Annotated in this window: 30 protein-coding genes and 2 pseudogenes; 10 read left to right on the plus strand and 22 right to left on the minus strand. The window is 42.1% G+C overall.

The genetic code is table 11. The annotated features are described in order from the left end of the window. Window position 1: 1 nt before the first annotated feature. The 14 genes from DN748_RS12555 to DN748_RS12620 form a co-directional block, all read right to left on the minus strand. A complete protein-coding gene (locus DN748_RS12555; RefSeq protein WP_201741475.1) occupies window positions 2–769 on the minus strand; it encodes an SDR family NAD(P)-dependent oxidoreductase in 768 nt (255 codons plus the stop codon). Between the two features lie 55 nt (window positions 770–824). Next, a complete protein-coding gene (locus DN748_RS12560; protein ID WP_112372168.1) occupies window positions 825–1,439 on the minus strand; it encodes a GyrI-like domain-containing protein in 615 nt (204 codons plus the stop codon). A 45-nt stretch (window positions 1,440–1,484) separates the two neighbouring features. After that, entirely contained in the window at window positions 1,485–2,063 is a 579-nt protein-coding gene (locus DN748_RS12565) for a TetR/AcrR family transcriptional regulator (protein WP_112372169.1), read from the minus strand. A gap of 54 nt (window positions 2,064–2,117) precedes the next feature. Further along, on the minus strand, window positions 2,118–2,456 hold the full coding sequence (locus DN748_RS12570) for a nuclear transport factor 2 family protein (RefSeq protein ID WP_112372170.1): 339 nt from the start codon (window positions 2,454–2,456) through the stop codon (window positions 2,118–2,120). 6 nt (window positions 2,457–2,462) lie between these two features. Beyond that, window positions 2,463–3,008: a DNA-3-methyladenine glycosylase I gene (locus DN748_RS12575; RefSeq protein ID WP_112372171.1), complete on the minus strand. Its 546-nt coding sequence runs from the start codon at window positions 3,006–3,008 to the stop codon at window positions 2,463–2,465. A 96-nt stretch (window positions 3,009–3,104) separates the two neighbouring features. Then, entirely contained in the window at window positions 3,105–3,506 is a 402-nt protein-coding gene (locus DN748_RS12580) for a nuclear transport factor 2 family protein (protein ID WP_112372172.1), read from the minus strand. Window positions 3,507–3,521: 15 nt separating this feature from the next. Next, window positions 3,522–4,283 (minus strand): SDR family NAD(P)-dependent oxidoreductase, encoded by a 762-nt coding sequence (locus DN748_RS12585; RefSeq protein ID WP_201741476.1) that lies wholly within the window; start codon window positions 4,281–4,283, stop codon window positions 3,522–3,524. Window positions 4,284–4,435: 152 nt separating this feature from the next. Continuing rightward, the gene (locus DN748_RS12590; RefSeq protein ID WP_161554555.1) at window positions 4,436–5,077 is read right to left on the minus strand and encodes a DUF2652 domain-containing protein; all 642 of its coding nucleotides are present in this window, start codon (window positions 5,075–5,077) and stop codon (window positions 4,436–4,438) included. Between the two features lie 91 nt (window positions 5,078–5,168). After that, the gene (locus tag DN748_RS12595; RefSeq protein WP_112372175.1) at window positions 5,169–6,083 is read right to left on the minus strand and encodes a helix-turn-helix domain-containing protein; all 915 of its coding nucleotides are present in this window, start codon (window positions 6,081–6,083) and stop codon (window positions 5,169–5,171) included. Window positions 6,084–6,185: 102 nt separating this feature from the next. Continuing rightward, window positions 6,186–7,166 carry an aldo/keto reductase gene (locus DN748_RS12600; RefSeq protein ID WP_112372176.1) on the minus strand — a complete coding sequence of 327 codons (981 nt, stop codon included), beginning with the start codon at window positions 7,164–7,166 and terminating at the stop codon, window positions 6,186–6,188. A 65-nt stretch (window positions 7,167–7,231) separates the two neighbouring features. Further along, window positions 7,232–8,218 (minus strand): aldo/keto reductase, encoded by a 987-nt coding sequence (locus DN748_RS12605; protein WP_112372177.1) that lies wholly within the window; start codon window positions 8,216–8,218, stop codon window positions 7,232–7,234. Between the two features lie 93 nt (window positions 8,219–8,311). Continuing rightward, window positions 8,312–9,199 (minus strand): NAD(P)H-binding protein, encoded by an 888-nt coding sequence (locus DN748_RS12610; protein WP_112372178.1) that lies wholly within the window; start codon window positions 9,197–9,199, stop codon window positions 8,312–8,314. A 111-nt stretch (window positions 9,200–9,310) separates the two neighbouring features. Continuing rightward, window positions 9,311–10,171 (minus strand): helix-turn-helix domain-containing protein, encoded by an 861-nt coding sequence (locus tag DN748_RS12615; protein ID WP_236636855.1) that lies wholly within the window; start codon window positions 10,169–10,171, stop codon window positions 9,311–9,313. Window positions 10,172–10,294: 123 nt separating this feature from the next. Further along, complete coding sequence (locus DN748_RS12620; RefSeq protein WP_112372180.1) at window positions 10,295–10,951, minus strand: SDR family NAD(P)-dependent oxidoreductase; 657 nt, start codon at window positions 10,949–10,951, stop codon at window positions 10,295–10,297. 75 nt (window positions 10,952–11,026) lie between these two features. Here DN748_RS12620 and DN748_RS12625 point away from each other — a divergent pair, with 75 nt between their 5' ends. The 10 genes and pseudogenes from DN748_RS12625 (at window position 11,027) to DN748_RS12670 (ending at window position 17,636) form a co-directional block, all read left to right on the plus strand. Further along, the gene (locus DN748_RS12625; protein ID WP_112372181.1) at window positions 11,027–11,329 is read left to right on the plus strand and encodes a transposase; all 303 of its coding nucleotides are present in this window, start codon (window positions 11,027–11,029) and stop codon (window positions 11,327–11,329) included. Continuing rightward, window positions 11,308–12,186, plus strand: a complete 879-nt coding sequence (locus DN748_RS12630) for an IS3 family transposase (protein WP_112372182.1) — start codon at window positions 11,308–11,310, stop codon at window positions 12,184–12,186. The genes DN748_RS12625 and DN748_RS12630 overlap by 22 nt, the downstream gene beginning before the upstream one ends. A gap of 78 nt (window positions 12,187–12,264) precedes the next feature. Further along, a pseudogene (locus tag DN748_RS12635) lies at window positions 12,265–12,420 on the plus strand (TraQ conjugal transfer family protein); the annotation flags it as partial. A 103-nt stretch (window positions 12,421–12,523) separates the two neighbouring features. Further along, the gene (locus DN748_RS12640) at window positions 12,524–12,802 is read left to right on the plus strand and encodes a hypothetical protein (RefSeq protein WP_047478806.1); all 279 of its coding nucleotides are present in this window, start codon (window positions 12,524–12,526) and stop codon (window positions 12,800–12,802) included. A 239-nt stretch (window positions 12,803–13,041) separates the two neighbouring features. Next, a complete protein-coding gene (locus tag DN748_RS12645) occupies window positions 13,042–13,905 on the plus strand; it encodes an SDR family oxidoreductase (protein ID WP_236636857.1) in 864 nt (287 codons plus the stop codon). A 6-nt stretch (window positions 13,906–13,911) separates the two neighbouring features. Further along, complete coding sequence (locus tag DN748_RS12650; protein ID WP_112372183.1) at window positions 13,912–14,484, plus strand: Crp/Fnr family transcriptional regulator; 573 nt, start codon at window positions 13,912–13,914, stop codon at window positions 14,482–14,484. Window positions 14,485–14,653: 169 nt separating this feature from the next. Beyond that, window positions 14,654–14,965 carry a helix-turn-helix domain-containing protein gene (locus DN748_RS12655; RefSeq protein WP_047478801.1) on the plus strand — a complete coding sequence of 104 codons (312 nt, stop codon included), beginning with the start codon at window positions 14,654–14,656 and terminating at the stop codon, window positions 14,963–14,965. Then, window positions 14,946–15,245 carry a helix-turn-helix domain-containing protein gene (locus tag DN748_RS12660; protein WP_047479063.1) on the plus strand — a complete coding sequence of 100 codons (300 nt, stop codon included), beginning with the start codon at window positions 14,946–14,948 and terminating at the stop codon, window positions 15,243–15,245. The genes DN748_RS12655 and DN748_RS12660 overlap by 20 nt, the downstream gene beginning before the upstream one ends. A gap of 271 nt (window positions 15,246–15,516) precedes the next feature. Beyond that, entirely contained in the window at window positions 15,517–15,966 is a 450-nt protein-coding gene (locus DN748_RS12665; protein ID WP_047478799.1) for a response regulator, read from the plus strand. Window positions 15,967–16,208: 242 nt separating this feature from the next. Continuing rightward, window positions 16,209–17,636, plus strand: coding sequence for an amidase (locus tag DN748_RS12670; RefSeq protein WP_112372184.1), 1,428 nt, complete (start codon window positions 16,209–16,211; stop codon window positions 17,634–17,636). Between the two features lie 101 nt (window positions 17,637–17,737). On the opposite strand, the gene DN748_RS12675 is transcribed toward DN748_RS12670, so the two are convergent. The 8 genes and pseudogenes from DN748_RS12675 to DN748_RS12710 form a co-directional block, all read right to left on the minus strand. After that, on the minus strand, window positions 17,738–18,316 hold the full coding sequence (locus tag DN748_RS12675; RefSeq protein ID WP_047478795.1) for a Crp/Fnr family transcriptional regulator: 579 nt from the start codon (window positions 18,314–18,316) through the stop codon (window positions 17,738–17,740). Window positions 18,317–18,670: 354 nt separating this feature from the next. Then, on the minus strand, window positions 18,671–19,477 hold the full coding sequence (locus tag DN748_RS12680; RefSeq protein ID WP_047478792.1) for a PRTRC system ThiF family protein: 807 nt from the start codon (window positions 19,475–19,477) through the stop codon (window positions 18,671–18,673). After that, the gene (locus tag DN748_RS12685; RefSeq protein WP_112372185.1) at window positions 19,477–20,190 is read right to left on the minus strand and encodes a PRTRC system protein B; all 714 of its coding nucleotides are present in this window, start codon (window positions 20,188–20,190) and stop codon (window positions 19,477–19,479) included. Before DN748_RS12685 ends, DN748_RS12680 begins: the two co-directional genes overlap by 1 nt. A 10-nt stretch (window positions 20,191–20,200) precedes the next feature. After that, entirely contained in the window at window positions 20,201–21,355 is a 1,155-nt protein-coding gene (locus DN748_RS12690) for a hypothetical protein (RefSeq protein ID WP_112372186.1), read from the minus strand. An 18-nt stretch (window positions 21,356–21,373) separates the two neighbouring features. Then, window positions 21,374–21,592: a PRTRC system protein C gene (locus tag DN748_RS12695; RefSeq protein WP_013406998.1), complete on the minus strand. Its 219-nt coding sequence runs from the start codon at window positions 21,590–21,592 to the stop codon at window positions 21,374–21,376. Window positions 21,593–21,622: 30 nt separating this feature from the next. Further along, the gene (locus DN748_RS12700; protein WP_236636858.1) at window positions 21,623–22,114 is read right to left on the minus strand and encodes a PRTRC system protein E; all 492 of its coding nucleotides are present in this window, start codon (window positions 22,112–22,114) and stop codon (window positions 21,623–21,625) included. An 84-nt stretch (window positions 22,115–22,198) separates the two neighbouring features. Then, a pseudogene (locus tag DN748_RS12705) lies at window positions 22,199–23,015 on the minus strand (DUF932 domain-containing protein). Between the two features lie 35 nt (window positions 23,016–23,050). Beyond that, on the minus strand, window positions 23,051–23,428 hold the full coding sequence (locus DN748_RS12710; RefSeq protein WP_112372187.1) for a single-stranded DNA-binding protein: 378 nt from the start codon (window positions 23,426–23,428) through the stop codon (window positions 23,051–23,053). Between the last annotated feature and the right edge of the window lie 479 nt (window positions 23,429–23,907).

The following is a 23,907-nucleotide window of genomic DNA, read 5'->3' on the forward strand; positions in this document are numbered from 1 at the left end:
TTTAAAGTCCGAATATGCCGCCTGAAACGAAGATCTGTTCGCCGGTTACAAAGCCGGCCTCGTCAGAAGCTAAGAAAACAGCCACTTTGGCGATATCTTCGGGCTGCCCGATGCGGCCAAGCGCCGTATTGGCAATAACTTGCGCCTCGAATTCGCTACCGATAAAGCCATTGGTATGCGTACCCTCTGTTTCGATAGCGCCCGGTAAGAGCGAATTGATGCGGATATTCCTTCCTGAAAATTCTTTGTATAAGGCAATGGTGATGGCATCCAGGGCTGCATTCGTGGCAGAATAGACCGAGCCCGTTGCTATGGGTGTCCTGCTTGAACCCGAGCTTATGTTTATGATGTTGCCGCCTTTGTCTCCAAATAGCTTTAAGGCCCCCTGTATCGCAAATATGGAACCCAGCACATTTACATTGAACTGACGGTGAAAGGAATCGGCGGTTACCTGCTCAATAGGCAGGTATTCAAAAACACCGGCGTTGTTCACCAGTATGTCCAGCCCGCCAAAAGCTTTCTGGGTTTCTTCAAAGATCTTGTTTACATCCGCTTCTTTCGATACGTCGCCTTGTACGGCAATGGCTTTGCCGCCGGCATCCGTTATCTGTTTTACTACTTTTTCTGCACCTTCCTTACTGGAGGCATAATTCACCACGACTTTAGCGCCCTCGGCGCCAAAATGCGCTGCTATGGATGCCCCGATACCTTTAGAAGCCCCTGTTACAAGCGTTACTTTACCTGTTAGTCTTTTTGCTATTGTTTCCATTATTGATTATTGCTATTATTATTGGAGCGAACGCTCCATATTTAGTTGAAAAAAATTATATGCTCGTTACCGGGTCGCGAAGGATGGTTTGCAGGTGCGCCTGGCTTTGGCCCTTTTCAAAATTAACCAGGTGGATCTCGTGGTGCATGCCTGATTTTTTTAGTCCGTTTGCTGTTGCAAACTGTTGCAGGATGGGCAGGGTTTCCAGCTCCCCGGCAAAAGGTCCGCGATGCAAAAGCTGTACACACGTTCCCGCAGTATATTCAAAACGCTCAAAGGCGCTGGCAAATGGAATATCCTGCCTTTCCCCGGCAACTTGCCTGATGTGTTCATCGGTAACAAATTCAGGGATGCGAATGGCAATCCTGTAACGGAGCAACGCCAGGTCCACCGTTGTGTAAAAGTCGCCGATATCTACATAACCTACTTTGTCTTCATCAAACCAGTAGAATATTTCTATGACAGTACCGGTAAATGCGTTGCCCGTATGGGCAAAGCTCTTTTGCAGTGCTTTGTTAAATGCCGCAATGGCCTTTTTCTTTGCATAAAAGGCATCGGTGCCCGGACTGCCGCTTCCTAAAATGGAAACATAGCTTGCCCTGGCTATTTTTACGATTTCCGGCTGGCCGCTTGCGGTGTAATAATCTGTATATTGCTGTTGTAGATCCATGTGTTGATAATTTAGGAACGAATGCTCCAGATTTAAATAAAAAATTTATTGGCTGATCTGCCGGATTAAAAATTCAGCCATTTTCCTGATCCTCGTTTTGTCCTTGTGGATGATAAAAGATTCATGCCAGCCGGTAAACTGGTTGATGATGTAGTCGGTCAGCATCTCTGCATCATCACTTACCCTGATCTCCTTTAGCTCAATGGCTTTGCTAATCAGGCCTATCAGCAGGTTGTACGTAAATTCGTTGTCCGCTTTTATAATACGCTGCACCGCTTCATCACCTATGGCGACTTCAAAAGTAGTTTTAATGGTAAGGCAACTGTTTGGCTCGTTGGTAATGGCATATACAGAAGAATTGACAAATTTCTCGATTGCTTTCAACGGTGATTTGATGGGCTGCAACAATTTTGTGGCGCTGTCCATCCTTGATTCCGTATAATACTTTATTGCTTTAATAAAAAGTTGGTGCTTATCGCCGAGCGTATTATAAAAGCTACTGTTGCTGATGCCCATAGCTTCGGTAAGGTCACGGGTGGACGCACCGTTATAGCCTTTCTTCCAAAAGACATCCATTGCTTTTGAGACTGCTAACTTTTCATCGAATTCTACATTTCTTGCCATAATAGAGTGCAAAGATATAAATTATTCTGGAACATACGCTCCTGAAATATTTAATTATCCTATCAGATCGGCTTTTGCTGCTGCGATCTTTCCCTCCCTGAAGGTAAAATCAAATGTCCCGCCTATTTTCCCCTCGGGAAAGTCGCCTGTAAATTCTACTTCAATGTGAGCTTCATTTTCGCTGATGACCTTCAGGCTTACAAGCCGTGTCTGAGTTTTGTAGCCAATGAAATAGCTTTCAAAATAGTCCTTGATGCCCGGATGCCCTCTGAAAACCCGCCCTACGGAGGGGTCATCAAGAACAGCGTTGATGTGCCATTTTTCCAGATAAATTTTTGTATTGTAAGCGTTACTTACAGCAATAAAATCCTGTATAAAGAGGTTAATATCCATAGTATCTTATTTTGTCCACATTGGCTGTAGCTTCAGGATCTGTTGCTGTACCGGGCAATGCTCCGAATGCGCCCCGCGTAAATAGCCAATGCTCATTAAAAATTCGTTTACTATCTCCCCGCCTGTAAAGCGGAATGTTTTTTTGAACAGCTTTACCCACTGGTCTTTTGTTTTCGGGTGGTGGTGTTCCAGCCATTTTTCAAATGAGCCAAACTCTTTTTGTAAGGCAAGAATGGTTTTTGCATTTTCTATGGCGGCATTCACTTTTAGCTTGTTCCGGATAATCCCTGCATCAGCCAAAAGCCTTTCCCTTTCGGCCTCGGTATATCCCGCCACTTTTTTGATGTTGAAATTGTCATAGGCCTGACGGAAGTGCTCCTCCTTTTTCAGTATGGTTTCCCAACTCAACCCCGCCTGGTTGATCTCCATAATTAACCTGCCAAACAGTTCGTTGTCATCGTGGATAGGAAAGCCGTAATGGTTGTCGTGGTAGTTTTTATGAAGGCTTCTGTTAGGCTCCTTCATTGACGGTATATAGCTGCAATAACTCATTGTTTATGATTAATTAATTCTACTGCAAAGATGCACTAAAGCAGCCTGATAGGATTCGCCGAAACGGGTCATTTCCTCGCCGTTTTGACGATTCTGTTATTTTTCCAGATCACCACAGAAAAGCTCGTTCACATGAATGGTGTCCAGAAACTCCCGTTCCTCTATGATCAGGCCGCCTTCCAGTTTCATGAGTACCACGATCTCGTTATCGTAGACCTTGCCGTCAACACGTACCGCATAATTATTCAGGTGTACAGCCACATTATTTCCTTCGGCAATTATTGACCGGATGGATATTGTCACACCTTTCGGAAAACGTTCCTGCAATAGTTTAAAAGTATTGCCCATATCTTCTGGCGTTCGCCAACCTCCCAAAGACCAGGAGTTTTCTCCACTGATCCAATAAGTAGCATCTTGGGATTTGTATTTTGGTAAATCTTCAAATCGGCCGTCTGTCACAGCCTGGTAGTACGCTTTTACGATTTCTCTTGCTTCCATTTTTATATGTATAATTTAAACTGCCAAATATCCTCCATCTATTGTCAAAACACTTCCAGTCATAAAGGGCGATTGTCCCGATCCAAGATAATAAATGCCATTGGCAATGTCTTCGGGCGTACCCAAGCGTTTCATTGGATGGATTGCTTTGGCATTTTCTAATGAAAATTTGCCGGTATCGATGAAATATTGAAACAGCTCGGTATGGATGGTGCCTGGTGCAATTGCGTTGATTTGGATTCCCATCTCTGCATACTCTAAAGCCGCACTTTTGGTGAGCCCCACCACGGCGTGTTTGCTTGCGGCGTAGAATGCACCCATCTTGATACCGTTGAGCCCCGATACTGATGCAACATTGACTATAGCTCCCGACTTCTGTTTGTCCATTACTTGTAGCGCATATTTCATCGCATAATAAAGCCCGAAGACATTAGTGTCAAAAGTTTCTTTTAACGCTCCCGTTTCGGATTGTGCTAACTCTCCACCTTGAAAAGGTGCAATACCTGCATTGTTGACCAATACATCTAAACAGCCAAATTGTTCTACGCTTTTTTTTATCAGATTTTCGACCTGAATTTCCTCGGTTATGTCTGTTTGTATAAAAATACATTCAGCAGTATATTTTTCTTTTATCTCATTGGCCACTTCTTTGCCTTTTTCTTCGTTTCTACCCGATAAGACAACTTTATAGCCTTCCTGGGCAAACTTTTCGGCAGTGGCTTTACCCAATCCGGTGCTTCCGCCAGTTATGACAACTGTTTTTTCATTTTTTCTCATTATAGTATTATCAAATTATAGAGCAAGCTTCGGCCTAATTTGTGCCATTAAACTTCGCCAACCTGTATTATGTTATTTCAAATCCCTTTTTCCTAATTGTCTTGTTTAATCTATTTTCATTATAATATTTTATGGTACAGAATTCTGGGCAATCAGATAACCAATTCTTCACTTAAGTTAATTTTACTGCGCTTTTTTTGATTATGGTAAGATAGATCCTTAGGTATATCTTTTCCATCAAAAGGAAAATACCGGTAACAAAGCGAGCCGACATCATATATATCACATTGATAGGTACCACAGGATGTCGTATAATCCAATGGAAATTCTTCCATCTGTTCCAGATAGTCCATAGATAATAGGACATACGCATCAGAAGGAATGCTATTCTTTAATAACCGGTGGGCATCTACAAGGATGTTTCCGTAGAGTTTGCTGAAGCGGTCTATTTTAAATTCTTCCATATGCCCGTAGTGTGCGATCGCTTTTAGCTCCAATTGGCCGACTTCGGGTAATTCCGGCCGGTACAGCTGGAGGACTTTTTTAAATGCCTTGCGCATCCGGGTGAACTGTCCCAAAATAGCTGCTATCGATGGTGGGCCTCCCATCCGATAAAATAAGATCGCATCACCTTCTATTTCAGAAATTCTGAAAGAAAGATGGTTGCTTTCAATGATTCCATTGAGCAGGCGGCGAATGATGGTTAGTCCTTCAGTTGGATCGATTTTTCTGATAAACTGTGAATATCCGCTAATATCCACAATGAAGACCATACCCTGATTATCTTTTGACATAAGCATATTTTTAATACTGTAAAGTTGGCTGTTATCGTCCTGAAAAACTTAGCCGAATTCACCTTATACTTAGCCCGTTTTCCTGATCGGATCAGTTAAACGACTGCCTGAACTGAACCGGTGACATATTCGTTTTTTTCTTGAAAAGCCTGTTCAGCGACTGGGGCTGCTCAAAACCCAGCATATAGGAAATCTCTGCAACGCTCAGGTGCGAGGTGGTGAGCAATGTTTTGGCTTGTTCAATCAGACGATCCTGAATATGGCCCTGTGCACTTTGCCCCGTGTATAAACGCAGCAGGTCGCTCAGGTAATTAGGAGACATGTGTAACTGCTCAGCAAAATATTTTACATTCGGCAGGCCTGACTCCAGAAGTTTGCCGGAAGAAAAATAGGATTCCAGCATCGTTTCAAATTTGACCACATAGTGCTCGTTGTTGGACTTCCTTGTGATGAACTGGCGGTTATAATACCGGTTTCCATATACCAGCAAGAGCTCAATGAAAACTACTATGGCCTCCTGGCTGAACCTGTCAATATTGTTGTTGTATTCCTGCATGATACCGGCCATCAGGCTGCGGATATGCACCTTTTCCCTTTCAGACAAAAACAATGCTTCATTTACCTCATAATCAAAGAATGCGTAATTCTTTAATTTTGAAGCCAGGGGAAATGAGCGGATAAAATCCGGATGGAAGACCAGCGAGAACCCCTCGGTCACCGGAGAACTTCCGCGTTCAACCGTCAATACCTGGCCGGGCTTGATGAATGACATTACCCCTTCCGTAAAGTCGTAGTGCTTTGGTCCGTACCGTAACACGCAATCCGGATTCTGCTTGATGGAAATGAAGTACAGATCCATTACAATGGAGATATCTTCAGTTGGATTGACATAGGTGACCGCTGAGAAATCAATAATGCTTACCAGCGGGTGCTGCGGCTTGTCCAGTTCAAGAAGCCTGTGATATTCTGTGATTGAAGTAATTACTGTGAAATTTTGATTTGACATGGTCGTTCGATTAAATTTTAAACCTGACTAGATTAACTTAATAATAGAAAACAAGCGGTCGAAAAGATCCTACCGCATGATTTCCCTAGCATAATGGTGCTATTACATAGTTTGTCTATTGCCGCTCTGGGTAGTCCCCAGGGGAAGGATCGATTCGAGGCGTACTATTTCCGCGGCGCTCAGTTCAATAGCTGCTGCGCCAATATTCTGTTCGAGATATTTCAACTTCCGGGTACCGGGAATGGGCACATGTCCTTTGGCAATACTCCAAGCCAGTGCCAGCTGGGCCGTGGTCGCACTCTTTTCAGCTGCCATTGCCGCCAGCTGGTCGACCAGTTCGAGGTTCTTCATAAAATTCTCCCCCTGGAAGCGCGGATAGTTCCTGCGTGGGTCTTCCTGTGGGAAATCTTCCGGGCTTTTCAGCTCACCGGTGATAAAACCCCTGCCCAAGGGAGAATACGGGACGAGCCCGATGCCCAGTTCCTTTAAGACCTCCGTGGTACCGTCCTCATCCAGGGTCCGCTCAAATAACGAATATTCTGTCTGAAGCGCCGTGATGGGGTGGATCGCATGGGCACGCCTGATGGTCTCCTTTGTTACCTCGGAAAGGCCGATGTAACGCACTTTCCCTTCCTGAACCATATCTGCCATCGCCTCTATGGTTTCTTCAATCGGCGTGTCGGGATCCAGGCGGTGAAGGTAATACAGGTCGATATAGTCCGTTTGCAGGTTTTTAAGTGAGCGCTCCAGTGCCAGCCTGGCGTAGGCTTTGGTGCCATTTCGCCTTCCGGTCATTTGCTCCTGGTCATTTATCTCAAATCCGAACTTGGTGGCGATGATTACCCGGTCACGTTGGCCTGCGACAGCTTTGGCTATCAGCCGTTCACTTAGATGAGGACCATAGATATCCGCCGAGTCCAGAAAATTGACTCCAAGTTCAATTGATCTTTGGATAAGCGCTATGCTTTCCTGCTGGTCCGCTTTACCATAGATAAATTGTTTATCACTTCCGGCTAGGTTCATGCAGCCCAGTCCCAGAACCGGCACTTCAAGGCCCTGGCTTCCTAATTTTGTCTTTTTCATTTTTAATAATTTTAAACAGCAGCGATTGTAGTTTTAACTGCTGGGGTACACTACTTTTAATACGCTTAGAAGGACTGTGAAATATTGCGGTCGCCGGTATTGGTGCCCAGCGGGATAATACGCTCGATACGGCCCATGTCCTCCCTGCTGAGTGAAACCTCTGCTGCTGCAATATTCTGCTCGATATATTTCACCCTTTTTGTACCCGGTATCGGTGTTACGCCTTTGGCAATCACCCAGGCAATCGATAACTGCGTTTCGGTGATCCCTTTTTCCGCAGCTATTTTTTTCAGTTCCTCGACCAGTTCTATATTCTTGTAAAACTGTTCCCCCTGGAAGCGGGGTATGGACCTTCTGAAATCATCCGCATCAAAATCGTCGGGCGTTTTGATCTGCCCGGTCAGAAATCCCCTTCCAAGTGGCGAATAGGCTACCAGTCCTATACCGAGTTCCCAGGTAGCCTGGTATACGCCATCTTCTTCGGCAGTTCGTTCAAAGAGGGAATATTCATTTTGGACAGCCGTGATGGGAAAGGTCTTATTTGCCCTTCGTATGAGTTCATCTGTCACTTCGGAAATACCAATATACTTGATTTTGCCTTCCTTTACCAGCTCTGCCATTGCACCGATGGTTTCTTCAATGGCAACCTCCGGATCGGGGCGGTGAAGGTAATACAGGTCGATCACGTCCGTCTGTAAGTTTTTCAGCGACCGTTCCACTGCTTTTTTCACATAATCCGGTCTGCCATTGATGCGCCAGGTAACCTGATCGTTGCTGTCGATCTCGAATCCGAACTTTGTTGCAATGATATATTTATCCCTGCTGCCTTTAATTGCATTCCCTACCAGGCGCTCATTAAGAAGAGGACCGTACAGATCTGCGGTATCCAGGAAGTTGCCTCCCAGTTCAAGCGAGCGGTGTATGGTTGCTATCGATTCTTTTTCGTCTGCCTTACCATAAGTATTAAAGCCAACGGACGTGCTCATTCCCATGCAGCCCAGGCCTATCAATGGGATCTCCAATCCCTGCGTTCCTAATTTTCTTGTTTTCATCTGACTTTGATTTTATATTGATTGCTGATATAATGCCCTTCAATCCCTTTGCGAGCAAGTCTTACTATCAGGCTATAGATGCATTATCCCTTTTTATGAAGCGTTATATGTTGTCGAAAATTCCGTCACATATGCAGTGAATTTTCGCTCACCGTCCACCGGTGCCCCTGAAGCAAAGAAATCTCTGCTCATGAGGCCCGAGCCTATGGCGGAACCCATTTCTGCATAACCATCTGCTACGGAATCAGATAACCCGGCGCTGGTAATCGCTTCACGAACCTGTTGATCGGTAAAAGCAGTCCATTGAAGATCATCTTTGCCAATCGATGCCCCAAGCAGCGAAGCGGCTTCTCCAGCCTGGTAAATGTCGCTTACGATATATTTTACCTGCTGTCCATTGTCTGTGCCGGTAAGGGATTCAGCGGCGGAATCGGCAATATCCTTTGGATGTACGAGCGGCAGGATGGTATCGCCCGGATAATTGCCCCCTATAATACCCATCTGGCGAATAGTAGGTATATCACGAAAATAATTATAGTAAAAAAATCCTGCCCTTAGGATGGTAACAGTAACATCTTCCATTCCCAGGAACAGGTGCTCGACCTGGTGCAGTGCTTTAACCGGACCCGTACCCGATGGCTGGTCAGCACCGATGCTGCTGAGCAGCACAACGCGTTTCACCTTTGCTGCACCTATGGCGGCATTATAGGCCTGTCCGATTTTCAAAATATCCGAATTGATATCCCTGCTCGTCATATCTGTCGGTACCATGGCAAAAACAGCGTCAGCCCCTTTAAAGGTATGTGTCAGAAAACCGGTGTCAGAAAGGTTACCGATTTCCGGTTCGGCTCCAATTTGCACGATGGTTTCCGCTTTACGCGGATCGCTGCTGATGATCGTCACGCGGTGCCCTTCCCGGATTAGCTGCTCGGCCAATAGCCTGCTTATATTTCCCAGGGAACCCGTAAGTGTTATGTCCATATCATGAAATTTATTTGATGAATAATGAACAAAATTAAAGGAGCCATTACAGGGTAGTGTTGCCCAATCACCGATTAATGTAACCAAATACAGGAAAACAGGGGCGATACGTTAGTTCAATAACGATTTCTTATAGTCGGATGGTGAAAAGGAAGTTTTGCTTTTAAACAGTTTGTTGAAAGACTGGGGATGTTCAAATCCCAGGTGATACGCAATTTCGGCTATGGTCAGCTCATCTTTTGCAAGGTACTCTTTTGACTTTTCTATGACCTTTTCGTGGATGAACTGTTGCGCGCTCAATCCAACGAGATTTCGCAAAAGATCGCTAAGGTAGCGTGGTGTCACTTGGAGGCTCTCCGCCAAAGCATTTACGCTAGGTAGTCCAGTAAACAATGATTTGTCATCATTAAAGTAGTCTTCCAGCAGCTGTTCCAGCCTGGTAAGAAGATCATTATTGACAGCCTTTCTGGTCAGGAACTGGCGGTCATAAAAGCGGTTGGCATAATTGAGCAGTACCTCGATCTGTGAAATGATCACATCCTGGCTGAATTTATCGGTGCGTTCGCTGAGTTCCTCCTGGATGAACCGGTAGATACTGAGAATGGTTGCTTTTTCTTTTTCGGAAAGATATAGCGCCTCTGCTGCTGAATAGCTAAAATAGCCGTAATGCCTGATACCCGAACTCAACGGATAGGTCCTGAGGAAATCAGGATGTATGTGCAGTGTCATGCCGTCATAATTGGCTTCTTCGTCCTGCATCCTGATAAGCTGGCCGGGAGCGATGAATGACATTCCGCCTTCTTCAAAATCGTAGTAGCCCTGGCCATATTTAAGCCTACCGGAAAAACTTGTCTTGAAAGAGATCTTATAAAATTTCAGGATAATACCCTGTTCAAAATCTTTGGGATCGAACCGGGCCTCCCCGTAATTCATGATGCTGATCAGGGGATGGGATGGAGCCGGCTGTCCCATTGCTTTATGCAGTTGGGATAAGGAATTAAATATGACCGGTTGCTTTTTCATCATACAAATTTAAATAATTCATAAAAAGTAATTCCTGGTTGGCTAAAATCCGTCAAACAGGAATTACCATAATTAAAATATAAACTGGGCGCGGATCTTTTCAAACTGTCCTTCGGGTGTCAATTCCAGACGCTCTTTGTACAGGGCGATTGCATCATTACCTGCAATATACCTGAGCTGGGGCTTCCCATCGGTCGCCGCATCATATATGATTTGCGCCACATCCTCTGCTTTAGTATAATTGGCGATCTGCTCCTCACTGTAACCTTCGCTTACCTTTGCTACCAACTGGCCGTATGCCTCATGCATACCTCCTTGCAGGGACCGTCCTGCGAAGTCGGTCTGCATACCTCCGGGCGCTACGACTTTTACCTTGATGCCAAACTGCGCCAGTTCGTAGGCCAGGCCTTCTGAAAATCCATCTACCGCAAACTTGCTGGCGTTGTAAACAGAGCACGTCGGGTATCCCAATAAGCCGAAAGTACTGGTGACATTTATGAACGTCCCGCTTTTTCTTTCCCTGAAATAAGGAACAAATGCTTGCGTAATTTGAATAACACCCATTAAATTAGTCTGGATCTGCATCTGTATCTGTTCCGCTGTGAAGGATTCCAAAGGTCCAATAAGGCCGTAACCGGCATTGTTCAGGACCACATCAACTGAATTCGATTTTAAAATTTCAGCTATTGTTTCCTGGCTTTTTACGGTATCGGTAACGTCCAATCCTATTAAGGTTACGCTGGAATGGAGTTAGTACATTTGAGTGGAGACAGATTTAAAGATGAATAATTAAATTTGTTTACTATGGGAAATCGAATGTTTGATGAACATTTCAAAAAAATGGCTGTAGAGCTTTCGACGGCAAAAGGCTCGGTAAAAGCAGCGGCAGAGGAACTGGAAATGGATCCGAGTTTACTCAGTAAGTGGCGGAACGATCCCCGCTATAATGGGGGGCATATTGTAATAGATAAGCCCGGGCTTAGCGAAGAGGAGCAGAAGATACGCCGTCTTGAAAAAGAGCTGAAAGAAGCCAGAATAGAGCGCGACATCCTAAAAAAGGCGGTCAGCATCTTCTCCAAGGGAGATTGGAACGGTTCAGGTTCATAGCCTCCAACCTGAACAGGTATCCAGTTGAGAAGATGTGTAAAATGCTACTGGTAAGCAGTAGCGGTTATTATAAATGGGTAAAGCGCCCATTATCAAAGCGGGTGATGGAAAATGAAGCACTAACGGGTAAGATACGGCAGGTTTATGATGAAAGCCGGGGCATCTATGGCAGCCCAAGGATAACAAGACATCTGGTGAACCATGGCGTCCATGTATCACAGCCCAGAGTAGCCAGATTGATGAGAAAGATAGGGCTGAAAAGTATCACCAGAAAAAAATACCGGATATGCACAACTGATTCATCACACGGTTACCGTATATGTAAAAATCACCTTGACAGGGATTTCAGCACCCAGGAAATCGGCAGGAAATGGGTAAGCGACATGACCTATATCACAACCCGGCAGGGATGGCTGTACCTTACTACGGTGATGGACCTTGCCGATAGGAAAATCATCGGGTGGTCGTTGAGTGATGGCATGAAGGCCGGTCAAACGGTAATACCCGCTTTTAAAATGGCGCTGGCAAACCGTAAACCAAACGGAAGTTTTCTGTTCCATTCAGATCGTGGTGTACAATACGCATGTGATGAATTCAAGGCTCTACTGAAGAAATATTCGGTCCTGCAGAGCATGAGCCGTAAAGGCAATTGCTGGGACAACGCTCCGATGGAAAGCTTTTTCAAATCGATGAAATCCGAATGGACATACCATCATGAATATCTTGACACACGACAGGCATCAGTAGCTGTATTCGAATATATTGAAAGTTGGTATAACAGGAAAAGGCTCCATTCAGCACTAGGTTATTTAACACCAGCTCAGTATGAAAAATTGCTGTCAAGTGAGGCGGCTTAGGATTATAGTGTTAGGAAAAATCAACCTAACCTAAATACCAAAAAATGTCTCCACTTTTTTGTTGTAATTCCAGAACCGCCGTACCTTCCCAATGACCAGTACCAATTACCAACGGAGCAGTTTCGTCTGTACTACACTTCAACGTCTTCCGTTTCACAATCATTTGATGTTTGGATTTCGGATAGCTTTGGAAATGAAAAGCAGATAAGTTTTCAATTTAATAGTAGTGATTAGAATAGTAGCAAAAAGAAGTCCTGCCACAAAGCAGGATTTCTTTTTTGGAGTGATCGAAGCTAAATTTTTGTAAATTTATAAGATGGATGTTAAGTGATTTGTTATGGTTTCATCATTGGTTATAGGGATAATATTTTTGGTTGCAGGCTTGGCACTTCGTTACTGGGTTAACCGAAGAAAGTTTTACAGGCGCAGCCCTATGGGAGCAGAGGGCTTTTCTTCTTACGAAAGTTCGGTTTTCATTAAATTGATTGAAAAGGTTGGCAAATGGGTAGCTTATGCACTGATTATCTTCGGGCTATTGTCTTTATGGGTTTATTCCCGTGAGAAAAAAGATAAACAACGACAAGAAGTAAAAACGGAACAGCCTACACAACGCTGACACAATTTTCCGTAATCATTAAGTAAATAGGATAGCCCAAAAGGTTATCTGATTTTTTGTTTATGGCAAAAGTAAACCGCCAAATACTACCTTTCAAAGCCAATGGCTACAATATTTCCTATCCTCTGTATAAAAGCCTTGATAAATTCAACCTGCAAGAAAAAATAAGCAGACTGTGGAAGTTATTACCATACAAAAGTCCGATTTATTGACTTATCTGCTAAACTACTTCTTGCCAAATGGCAAGTCCTGGATATTTTAAAGGCTTGACCTTTGTAGCAGAAATTAAAAATGAAAAAATGAACAAGACAATCTTTATTACAGGAGCCTCTTCAGGATTAGGAAAAGCAACTGCCAAATTATTTGCAGCAAAAGGATGGACCGTCATTGCCACGCTGCGAAATCCAGAAAAAGAAACGGAACTTTCTCAATTGCCAAATGTACATCTTTTGCAATTGGACATCTGTAACACAAATCAAATCAAAGATGTTACTACAAAAGCAGAACAGATAAGTTCGGTGGATGTATTGTATAACAATGCCGGGTATGCGCTTGGAGGCGACTTGGAAGCTACATCTGCCGAACAAATCGAACGACAGATAAACACGAATTTTTTAGGAACAATTCTTGTCACCAAAGCATTTCTTCCTTATTTCAAGAAAAGAAAAAATGGCATTATTATTTCAACGAGTTCTATTGCTGCTTATATTCCTGAGCCTTTTATAGCTGTTTATGGAGCAACCAAGGCAGCTTTGGAAATGTGGACGGCAAGTATGAGTTTTGAACTGGAGAAAGTTGGTATTTCTATTAAGACAATCGTTCCAAGTTCTATGCAAACATCCTTCTTAGGCAATGCCGATATGGCTTTTGAACCGGATTATCAGGCAGATTTCAATAATTATATAGGCAAGTTAATGTCCGATGCAGATTCGGTTGCTGATAAACCAGAAGACATCGCAAATGTTGTTTACGATGCAGTTACAGATGATAAAAAGCAATTATGTTACTTTGCAGGGAATGACGCTATACAGAAATATGAACGGCTAAAGAAAGAAGGTTTGGAATCCGTAATGGGTGATACGAAAAAACTTTTTTTTGAATAAGGAATTATGGAAGAACTGATTAGCTATTTATTGCAATTCGGGCAATTGAATCAAAATCAAATTGATTTGGTTAAGGCTAAAGCGGAAGAAAAACTTTTGCCAAAAGGCGAGTATTTTTCAGAAGCAGGAAAAATTGCCCGGCAAATCGCCTTTGTGCAAGAAGGCGTTTTGATGATTTGTTACTATAATAATAAGGGCGAAGAAATCGTCCATCATTTTGTAGATGAAAACCATTTTGTTGTGGACCTGGAAAGTTTCAACAATAAAATCACTTCTATGATTTACATACGGGCAGTTACGGATTGTACGCTAATTTCATTCTCGTATGATGGGTTAAAAGAGTTGTCCACCACAATTATTGACTGGGATAAAATCATCAATAAAATCACGATAAAAACCTTGCTGGATAAAGTTAACTTAGTGCAGCCAAAGTTGAATACCGATGCCAAAACCCGATATTTGGATTTCTTGAAAAACTTCCCCAAGCTAGCAAATAGGATACCGCTTATTTATATCGCTTCTTACTTAGGAATTACAGCAACCTCGTTAAGCAGAATCAGGAAAAGTATCAGTAAATAAATTTCAAGTAATAAACTTTAAAATCGGATAGCCTTTGGGTTATTCGATTTTTTGTTTATGGCAAAAGTAAACCGCCAAACACTGCCTCTCAAAGCCAAATCCTACTACGTTTTCCAACCCTGTAATAAGCCTTTATAAATTCGACTTCCATAGCAAAATAGAGCAAACAATGGAAGTAATCGCAATACAAAAGTCCATACTGGACGGAATGAAAAATGAGCTGAAAACACTTTTGGAACTGACCGAAAATGCCACACGGAAATATACCCCGATTTTCAAAGAAGAGCAATGGCTCGATAACCAGGAAGTCTGTTTGATGATGAAAATTACCAAACGGACTTTGCAGACTTACAAGGATAAAGGGTTATTGCCATATTCCAAACTGAACCGCAAGAATTATTACAAACTATCGGACGTACGGGCTTTGCTCGAAACCGGACTGCCGTACAATACCAATGATAATGGATTTACTAACCAATGAAGCCGAGGAAGTCATCGAACAAAAGGAGATGATATTACAGTTAAGAAACCGTATCGAAGAAATATTGAAAAACTACCGTCCTGTAATGAACGGTGAAATATATCTTTCGGGCGAAGACGTATGCAAGCTGTTACATATCAGCAGACGGACTTTACAGCAATATCGTGATGACCAAATACTCCCATACATCCAGATAGGCGGTAAAATCATTTTTAAGCAAACCGACCTTTTACGGATACTTGAACAAAACTATGTCTTTAATGGAAAAAAGAACAAGTAATGGATTGGGCAATCATATTTCTAGATCGAAACGAGTTTAGTATCTTTGCGATGTAAAATATAGAAATACTTAAAGTGTTTTTGCTTTAAGTCCCACATTGAAAACTGGTAATTTTTAGACAACGGGACGATAAGGAAGAACGCTCATGCCATAGGCGTGGGCGCTCGCTTATTCGTTGTCGGGTATACCAGTACCTCAATGTGCGGTAAGTGTAGTTGCCTGCGCTTCTTTTTTTGTGCAGGGCTACATCAACTTTAAAAAGTATGATGTTATGGAAACCGGTACACCTCAACAAAAAATTACCCTTGCATTTATCAATGATAAAAGCCCAATTTTAGATGTCATTTGCAACGACCTTGTTTCATCCGGAAAGGAAATCCTATGTCGGTCAGAAAGTATTGAGGATGGACTATCTCAATTGTTTTTATTGAATAAACTTCCCCAAATCTGTATTATTGACTTGGACTTTTATGAGCAAAGTGTGTTAGCACAGCTTCAAAAATTAAGGATTGAATATCCTACAGTAAAACTAATTGCCCATAGTGATATAGATGATGAGAGAGTTGGGAAATCTCTTTTGGAGATTGGTTTCACAGGTTATCTGCTTATTGGTAGCGATGCAGATGATTTTATAAAGGCCATCGAGGGAGTTTCCAACGGCAAAAGATATTTTAGTATGGGAGTAGCGGAAATAGCACAGGAATATTTTGGTAATACCTAAGATTGCTTTTTTAAATCTTTAATTTTTATTTTCTCTTATAGTTCCATTTCGTCCTTCAATATTGGAATAGTAAACAACTTCATAAGACTATTTGCTGTAAACACGAGTTGAAGACTTATTCTAATGAAAAGTCTTAAAAACGGTTGTGACAATGGTCACAGAGAATTAGCGTCTTATGACCTTGTGCCCAAAGTCCCTTTTTTTTCAACTTTGTTAAAGCAATTAATAAAGAGATAAAGATAATGGACACAAAAATCAATAACAATCTGCCGATCTACTATCAGGATGCAACAGCCTTAGCAAAAATGATTCGCAGTAAGAAAATTTCTCCCGTTGAAGTTGTTCAGGCGCATTTAGACCGAATTGAGAAATATGATTCCTCAGTCAATGCCATCGTAACCATTGCAGACACAGCAATGAAAGAGGCTAAAGCAGCCGAGATAGCCGTGATGAAAGGCGAGAAATTAAAACCCCTGCATGGTGTACCTTTCACAGCAAAGGATTCAATAGATACCGAAAAAATATTAACTCAAAGAGGTTCACCGATCTTTAAAGGGCGTTTACCCAATACGGATGCAATCAGCGTTGCAAGAATGAAGGCAGCAGGTGGAATTCTACTTGCTAAGACCAATCTTCCAGAATTTTCATACTGGATTGAAAGCAATAACTTACTTAGTGGCCGATCTAATAATCCGTGGGATTTAACACGAACTCCCGGTGGCTCGAGTGGAGGGGAATCAGCCGCAATTGCCGCTGGAATGTCACCCCTTGGATTGGGTACCGATCTTGCAATATCCGTACGTGGACCAGCTGCTCAAACCGGAATTGTTTCACTAAAAGCTACTCACGGTAGTATTCCTATGACGGGTATTTGGCCTCGTGTGCCTCGTAGATTCTGGCATGTAGGACCAATGGCAAGAAGCATCCGTGATTTGTCCCTTGCTTACTCAGTATTATCAGGACCAGACGGGTATGATGCCTATTCAAGCAGTAGGGGGCAATTTGATGCTGGATTTGGCAAAGCTCCAGTCGGACCGTTAAGAATTGGTTGGATGGTCGGTCCAGGTTTTGGTCCGGTCGATCCCGAAGTTATTTCAGTTGTTGAATCAGCTGCTAATGCCTTACAAAACCTAGGGCATCGGGTAGAATCAGTTCAAATACCGGCACTTGAGAAGGACTTTGCATTAGATGTCTTTAATCGTCTTCATGTGATGGAAATGAAAGATGCATTTAGAGAAGCTACAGCAGGAAGAAGTGATGACGAGATTTATAAAATGGCCAAAGCGATGCTTTCACTTCCGGATACATCTATGAAGGATTTTATAGATGCTGAACAGGCGGCAGATAGGATTAGAGATGGTTTTGCTGAATACTTTAATCAGTATGATCTGCTACTGACCCATGTGCTGCCAATTGCTGCTCATAAGCATGGCGTAGAAGAATTTATAATTAACGGACAAAAAGTGGATGCAACTTATTTACAAGGAGCTACAGTTCCTTTAAATGTTACCGGTTTGCCTGGGATCTCAATGAGATTTGGTACGAGCAAAGAAGGTTTGCCAATTAATATACAGCTGGTAGGAACATGGCAAGCGGAATCAACAATACTGTATACTTCCTCACTGCTTGAAAGCGTTAGCGATGTGAGCAATTTACATCCTAACATTTAAAATTACATATTCTTTTTTTAGCTATCCATCAATTAGTAGAAATGGAGTTTAGCTAACACGGTAAAAATAGTAAAGCCTTGTAGCTTACTGCAAGGTCTTTACTATTTCTTTATTGAGTCTTTCCTCACTCTACTCAAAGTTTCCCGCGACATCCCAAGGTAAGAAGCAACCATATGTAGTGGGACTTTATTAAAAACATTTGGGTAGGTTTTTTGGAATTCAATATATTTTTCCTCTGCGGAATTACTAATCAATGAATAGATACGCTGTTGACTAGTTTCATAGGCTCTGGCTGAAAGTCTTTCCTGAAAGTTTTTTAGATTGGGTAATTGCGACAGAAGTTCTTCCCAGTCTTCTTTCTTCCACATAATAATATGGCTGATTGCCAGCGCTTCAATATTATAGAGTGATGGGGTATTGTTGTTATAACTTTCCTGATCGGTCATCCACCAATTCTCAACTCCAAAACGCATGGTGTGATCGACACCATCTTTTCCAAACCGATATAATCTAAAGCATCCTTTGGCAATAAAGCAATTCATTTTCCAGACTTCGCCATCATGAAGAATAGACTGTGATTTTCGTATAGATTTTTCTATAGAAACTTTGCGAATAGAATTCAATTCTTCATCAGATATGTCAATCCAACTTCGCAAATATTTTTCAAAAATTTCAAACATATATGTGAATTATTTTTTTTGGAATCTATCTATTCTCATAAATTGATTTCCATTCTTTTGTAATAAAATAAAACAAATTTAGTGAATTTACAATGGTGGTTTAATCCAAATCAATTAAGCGGTGTTCTTTTGCTTCTTTTCTTAGGTCACCAATGTGGTAAGAAAAGAAATTCCCTAAAACAACGAAAGGGATAATGAATATCCCTCAAATAATATCGCAACCTGTTTGGTAAAATGTGTCGGAAGGAATGGTGCGGGGGTATCCCATTTTGGCAAAGGGGTTGCACCGCTTTGATGCAAAAAGACTGCCCCGACCATCGGGAGGGAGTGTCTTTTTGCCGCCCGATTTTCCAATCAGGCGACTTTTATAGGGTGGGTTCGGAAATCTTTCAGGTTGTGAAAAAAACCTCTGTATGGTGTCAAACCGTTCCTAAACATACCCCATAACAGTGAACAACCCATCTGCACCAATGAGGAATTGATAAACAAGTCCTGTTTTTCCAAGGCTTCGGCAAGGGAACAACTCGGTGTATCGTCTTCCAGTTCGGACTGTTTAAGCAGTTCGCCAAATTCATCCGTAACCATTGGCAGGCTTGCCACCGTTTCGTATTTCTCTGAATTGGGTTGGCGAATTTTTCCTATGGTAGATAGTAAAACCTGCCCTGTATGTTTGCTGTTGCCAAAGTCTAACCAATAGCGTGGGCGGTTGGAATAGGCTCTTCCGTTGCTCAATTCACTTAATATATCCGCAATTTCAAATCTTGCTTTTACGCTATCTACACAGGAAATATAAATACTTGCTCCGACGTTATCGGGAAATTTGCCGTTATTGTCTTTTTCAAATTTCCTTGCTTCTGCTTTCCAGTTCGTACCTGAGAAGCGATTTATACGGTTAATGATAGCAACGGATTTGTACAAACCGACCTCACTTTCTGCAAAACGCTGTCTTCCTAAATTGGCTTGGGTAATTACATCATCATCCCAAAGACGAATAAACAACCCTGCGTGTCCTAACTCGTTTAGGCTGTGGTTCATTTCAAGCAAGGCAGTCATTACTTTTGAGCCTGTACCACCTGCACCGATTACGTTTACCGTTATGGGATTGGTAGGATTTATCAAATCGCTGTCCGTAAAATGGACTTTTAAAATTTCTTTGCTCATTACAATATCGTTTTTATGGTCTTGTTTGTCTTTTTCAATACATCTTTAGGAAAGGCTTTGTCTGTGCCGATGAGGTCTTTCCAAAGGCTTACACAATTTCCTTTTATGGGGTTGTGTTCGTTTACCAAGTGACTGAAATAGCTGTTAAAAAAGTAGCTTTCCCACGCTTGCATAAATTCTTCAACCGAAGCGGAATTTTTGATATTGATATCTACAGTTCCCATACATACGTGTCCGTCCTCGTAAACATTGAAAAACGGAGCGTGAAACAATGCGGTTTTCTCGGTAGGTCTGCGGTCTTTTTCTAGGGCAAAGACAACTAGACTCTGCTTACTTGCATACCAAAGCATTGCAGGTACTTGTGCCGTACCATTTGGTATTTCAAGGCTTTCAGTAAAGTACATTTTGGCTTTTCGTGCCTTGGTGTACCAAAGTACCATGCCGTTTTCAGTCGGATTAATGTGCAGGACGTTGGTAGGTAGAATACCATTAGATTTTAAAAAAAACTTGCTCTTTTCCTTTTCTGTATTAAGTGCTTTTGCCAATACTTTGGCTTCTCTTTCTGTCAAAGGATGGGCGTTGATAGGATTACCGTTCTTATCCATATCAAAATGCTCTACATAGGTGGTTCTATTACTTCCTTTGGTTTGGTAAAAAATCAAAGCCGATAAAGGATGGTAAAGCGTTCCGAAGTCTTGTGTTATATCTTTCATTTGGCAGTATCTAAAAGCTATTTAGTATGTATATCAATTCCTCAATTAGAGCAAAAACACGGTTTTCAAATTCAAGGGTATTGGCAGTAATATCACTACCATCAAACCATTTCACAATGGTAGGTTCTTCCATCTGTCCGTATTCCTGCAATTCGGTGTTCACGCTGTCAAAAAGTGTTTGAAACAAAATACCTTTTGCATCGGCACAGAACGAAACGTACTTTTCCATCCCTATACTATTTTCCATATCTTCTTCGCTTGCTTCTCCGTTTGGCAGGGCATTTCGGTTTATGGTGGCATTCGGGTATTGTTCATACAAGGCAAAGGCTTCACTTGCCAGTTTGTAGCAATCTTGGTCAAAGCTATCTTTGATTTTAAAGGAATTTAAACGGACTGCAAATCGGCTCAAATTGTGCTTGTTGTAAATTTTCTGCTCCATACGTTCGCCTATCTCTTCTGATTGCCTAACCTCGCTTAAATACGTTGTCGTGTCCTCATTTTCGTCATCGCTTACGATCCATTCTGTTACCATTTCATACATCCAATACAAGTAGCTGTTTTCCTGCCGATAATAAGGAACATCTGCAATGTGGTATAGGTACGCACACACGGATTGCAATAGCTGTACGGCTTGCTTACGATTGGGATGCTTGGATAGTCGATACAACGGCATTACGGGAATGTAGTACAAGGTTGCACCTGTACTGTACCGTTCTTCACTTACGAAATACGTTTTTTTGCTATCCTGTATCAAACGGAGTTCTTCCCAATCACGAAACTTCTTTCTTAACTGTTCCTCTGTATCATCCAAAGCCAAAGCGATATTATAGGGATAGCCGTATTGCCTAGACTGCATAGGTTGTATGCCGTAATGCCCTGCCAATTTGGAAAGGGACTGATAGAAATCCCTTTCCGTCTTTTCGGGTTTTCCACAAGCCTGTACGGTTTGTGCTTCTTGCAGTTTGGGCAGGAATGAATATTTTAGAAAACCATTGGTAGCACCGCTATCGGTACGGATTTCAGTTTGTCTTTTCGTATTTCGTCTGCGTTTTTTGGTCTTTGCATCCAATCTGCGAACTCGCCCAACTGTTTGTGCAAAGTCTTCTGTTTCGGTTGCTGTGGGGTTTTGATGATGCCCGATATGATATTGCGTTGCATAATTCATTTTTTTTTGATTTTTGGTTTAACCTTTCGTTCCCATTACACTCTCAAATCGGTATTGTACTGTATCGTCACGGATAACAGGGGCAGATACTTTGGCAGTGGTCAATATCGGATAAGAATTTGCATAGAAATTCATCACAGCTTCCACACTCCATTTTGGTTCGGGGTCGGTCAGTTTAATTTGTTGTCCTTTATCGTTGAGTATAAATACCCTTTCTAATTGCGTTGCTAATAACATGATGCTCGTTTTAAGTGTTAAACAATTGGTTTACTCTGCTCCGAAAAGGCTTGGCGTTGAAAACTTCTCCGATAATTCCGTTTTGCGTTTACGGATTTCGTCCGCTTTTTCGGGGAACTCCGTTATATCGGGTACTTTCATCCACGCATCACGGAATTTGCCATCTTTCTCCAGTTCGTCAGCCTTTGCCATACCGTCTTTATACTTCTTGTCCTTGGCTTCCTTATCTTTTTTCTCTTTCTCTGCTTTTTCTTTCTCCATTGCTGATTGTTTTTTAGCTTCTTCCAATTGCTTCATAAATGCTTCCATATCCACCATTAAGCCTGAAGCCTTTTTTATAGGCGTGGTTATCTGCTGAAAAAATCCCTCGTCAAACTCCTGTGGTGTAGCGTTAAATGTCAATGGGGGAATGAGGTTTTTGGCGTTATCTCCGCATTGCTCGTTGTTGAGTATTACTGATACAATTAGGTTGCTTTCTGCTCCTTTGGCTATGTTTAGTTGTAAAACTCCTGTAAAGTCCAACTATGCTATCTGATTGAAAAAATTTGCGTTCATAGTTCTGAAATTTGTAAGGCTACCACCATTAAGGCGGTAGCCTGTTGTTATTTAATTGAGATTAAAGATTTCTGCTCCGTCTAATGCAAAGCCATTACACAATTCAAATGCTTTCTGTGACTTGAGTTGAGCAGTTCCACGTAGTACAATACTCTGTAACTTGGCTTCATCGTCTTTGTACTTTCTTACGTTCTGATAGTAGCCAGTAACCGCATTATACGCTCCGAACAATGTGCCTTTGGTAGCGTTGTTTTGCTCCCGAAGTGTGCTTGATACGGACTACATTGGTCATATTGCGTAATGAAGCGTTTAAAGTGTTTTGGCAAACAATACGGATTGGTGTAAATGCGGCTGTGATACTTCCGCTACCATCGTGCGAAGTGGTTAAGAAAATGTACTTTTCCGTAACATCATCGCCATTACCCACACGAATATAGTCGGGCAGTTTGGCTGTGATGAAAATGCGTTCTCCGTTGCTTAATGCTCCTGCGGTTTCGTACAGAATGCCCTCGTCACCGCCTACAATAGCATCAAAGAAATTAAAGGCTTCACGGTTTTGTACAATGTGGTAATCCTTGCCGACTACTCCCAATACTTTATTGTTATCGGTGCGAATGTTAGCGTAATAATTAGGCACTTCTAATTCAGTACTGCCTATCTCTATGCCATTGGTGGTTTCCATAATGTCCGAACCTTTTGTAAACAATGGAGATTTTACGACTTCATAATCTAACCCTGCATATTTGATAGCTTCCTCGCTTGTAGGGTATTGCTCCACGATTTGTCCTAAACCGTGCCACGCTTTTTGTTGTACGCTAAAGAATGAATAACGTCCTGTTCTCTCGTTGAAATTGATATTATGTGCCATGATAAAATGATTTTAAATGTTTGAAATATTCGTTGTTAAAATGGGAGGTCGTCCTCTGACTTGTTGTTGCTTGTTCCTGTGGTAGTTTGTGCGGTTTCTGATTTCTTGCCCCCTCCGTGCAGTTTGATGTTTGAGGTATGGAAATTTAATCCTGCGTGTGCTTCTCCGTCATTACCTGTCCACGCCCTAGCACTTACCCTGCCTGTCAGCTCTACCAATGTGCCTTTAGTGAGTACCTTCGCTACATTCGGGCTTATCCAGTATGAGCAATCGAAATAGGTAGTTTGCTCTATGCGTTCGCCCTGTTTGTTACGGTAGCTGTCGTTCGTTGCTATCGAAAAGTTTACTACTTGTTTTTCCTGTGACGTTGTGCGTACTTCCGCATCCCTTGTCAGTCTTCCTGTGATGTTCATATTCTTTAATTTTTAGTTATTATTTTTTAGATTTATTCGGCAATGAGAGGAGGTGCTGTTTCGTTTCATTACCATTTCCAATGTTTTTAATCTTTCTGTCTGACATTTTTTTTATTCGTTTAAAGAGCCGGAGTATGCTATGTTTCGTTTCACGAGCATAAAAGGTTCGTGTTTAGCAGCTCCAAGGTTTTGGAAAAAAATACTACCCAAAGGGTGGAGATTATTTTCCAAACTTGCCTGACCTTTGTGATGCGTTAAGAACACGGAAATACCTTTGCTCTTGAAATGGGACAAAAAAGCATACGGGTCTTTGGATAAAATGAATGTGGAAGCCAAGAAGATGGCATTGAGAAATGGTTTACAGTGAATTGAAATAACACTTCCAATTCGCTGAATTTTTAAGTATCCGTCCGTCTAAGTACATCTTTCCCGGTATAGTATAGTGTTCTAATTTTGACCACAAAACGAACGATGTCTAA

The sequence above is a fragment of the Sinomicrobium soli genome, from assembly GCF_003285545.1.
Classification (GTDB): Bacteria; Bacteroidota; Bacteroidia; order Flavobacteriales; family Flavobacteriaceae; genus Sinomicrobium.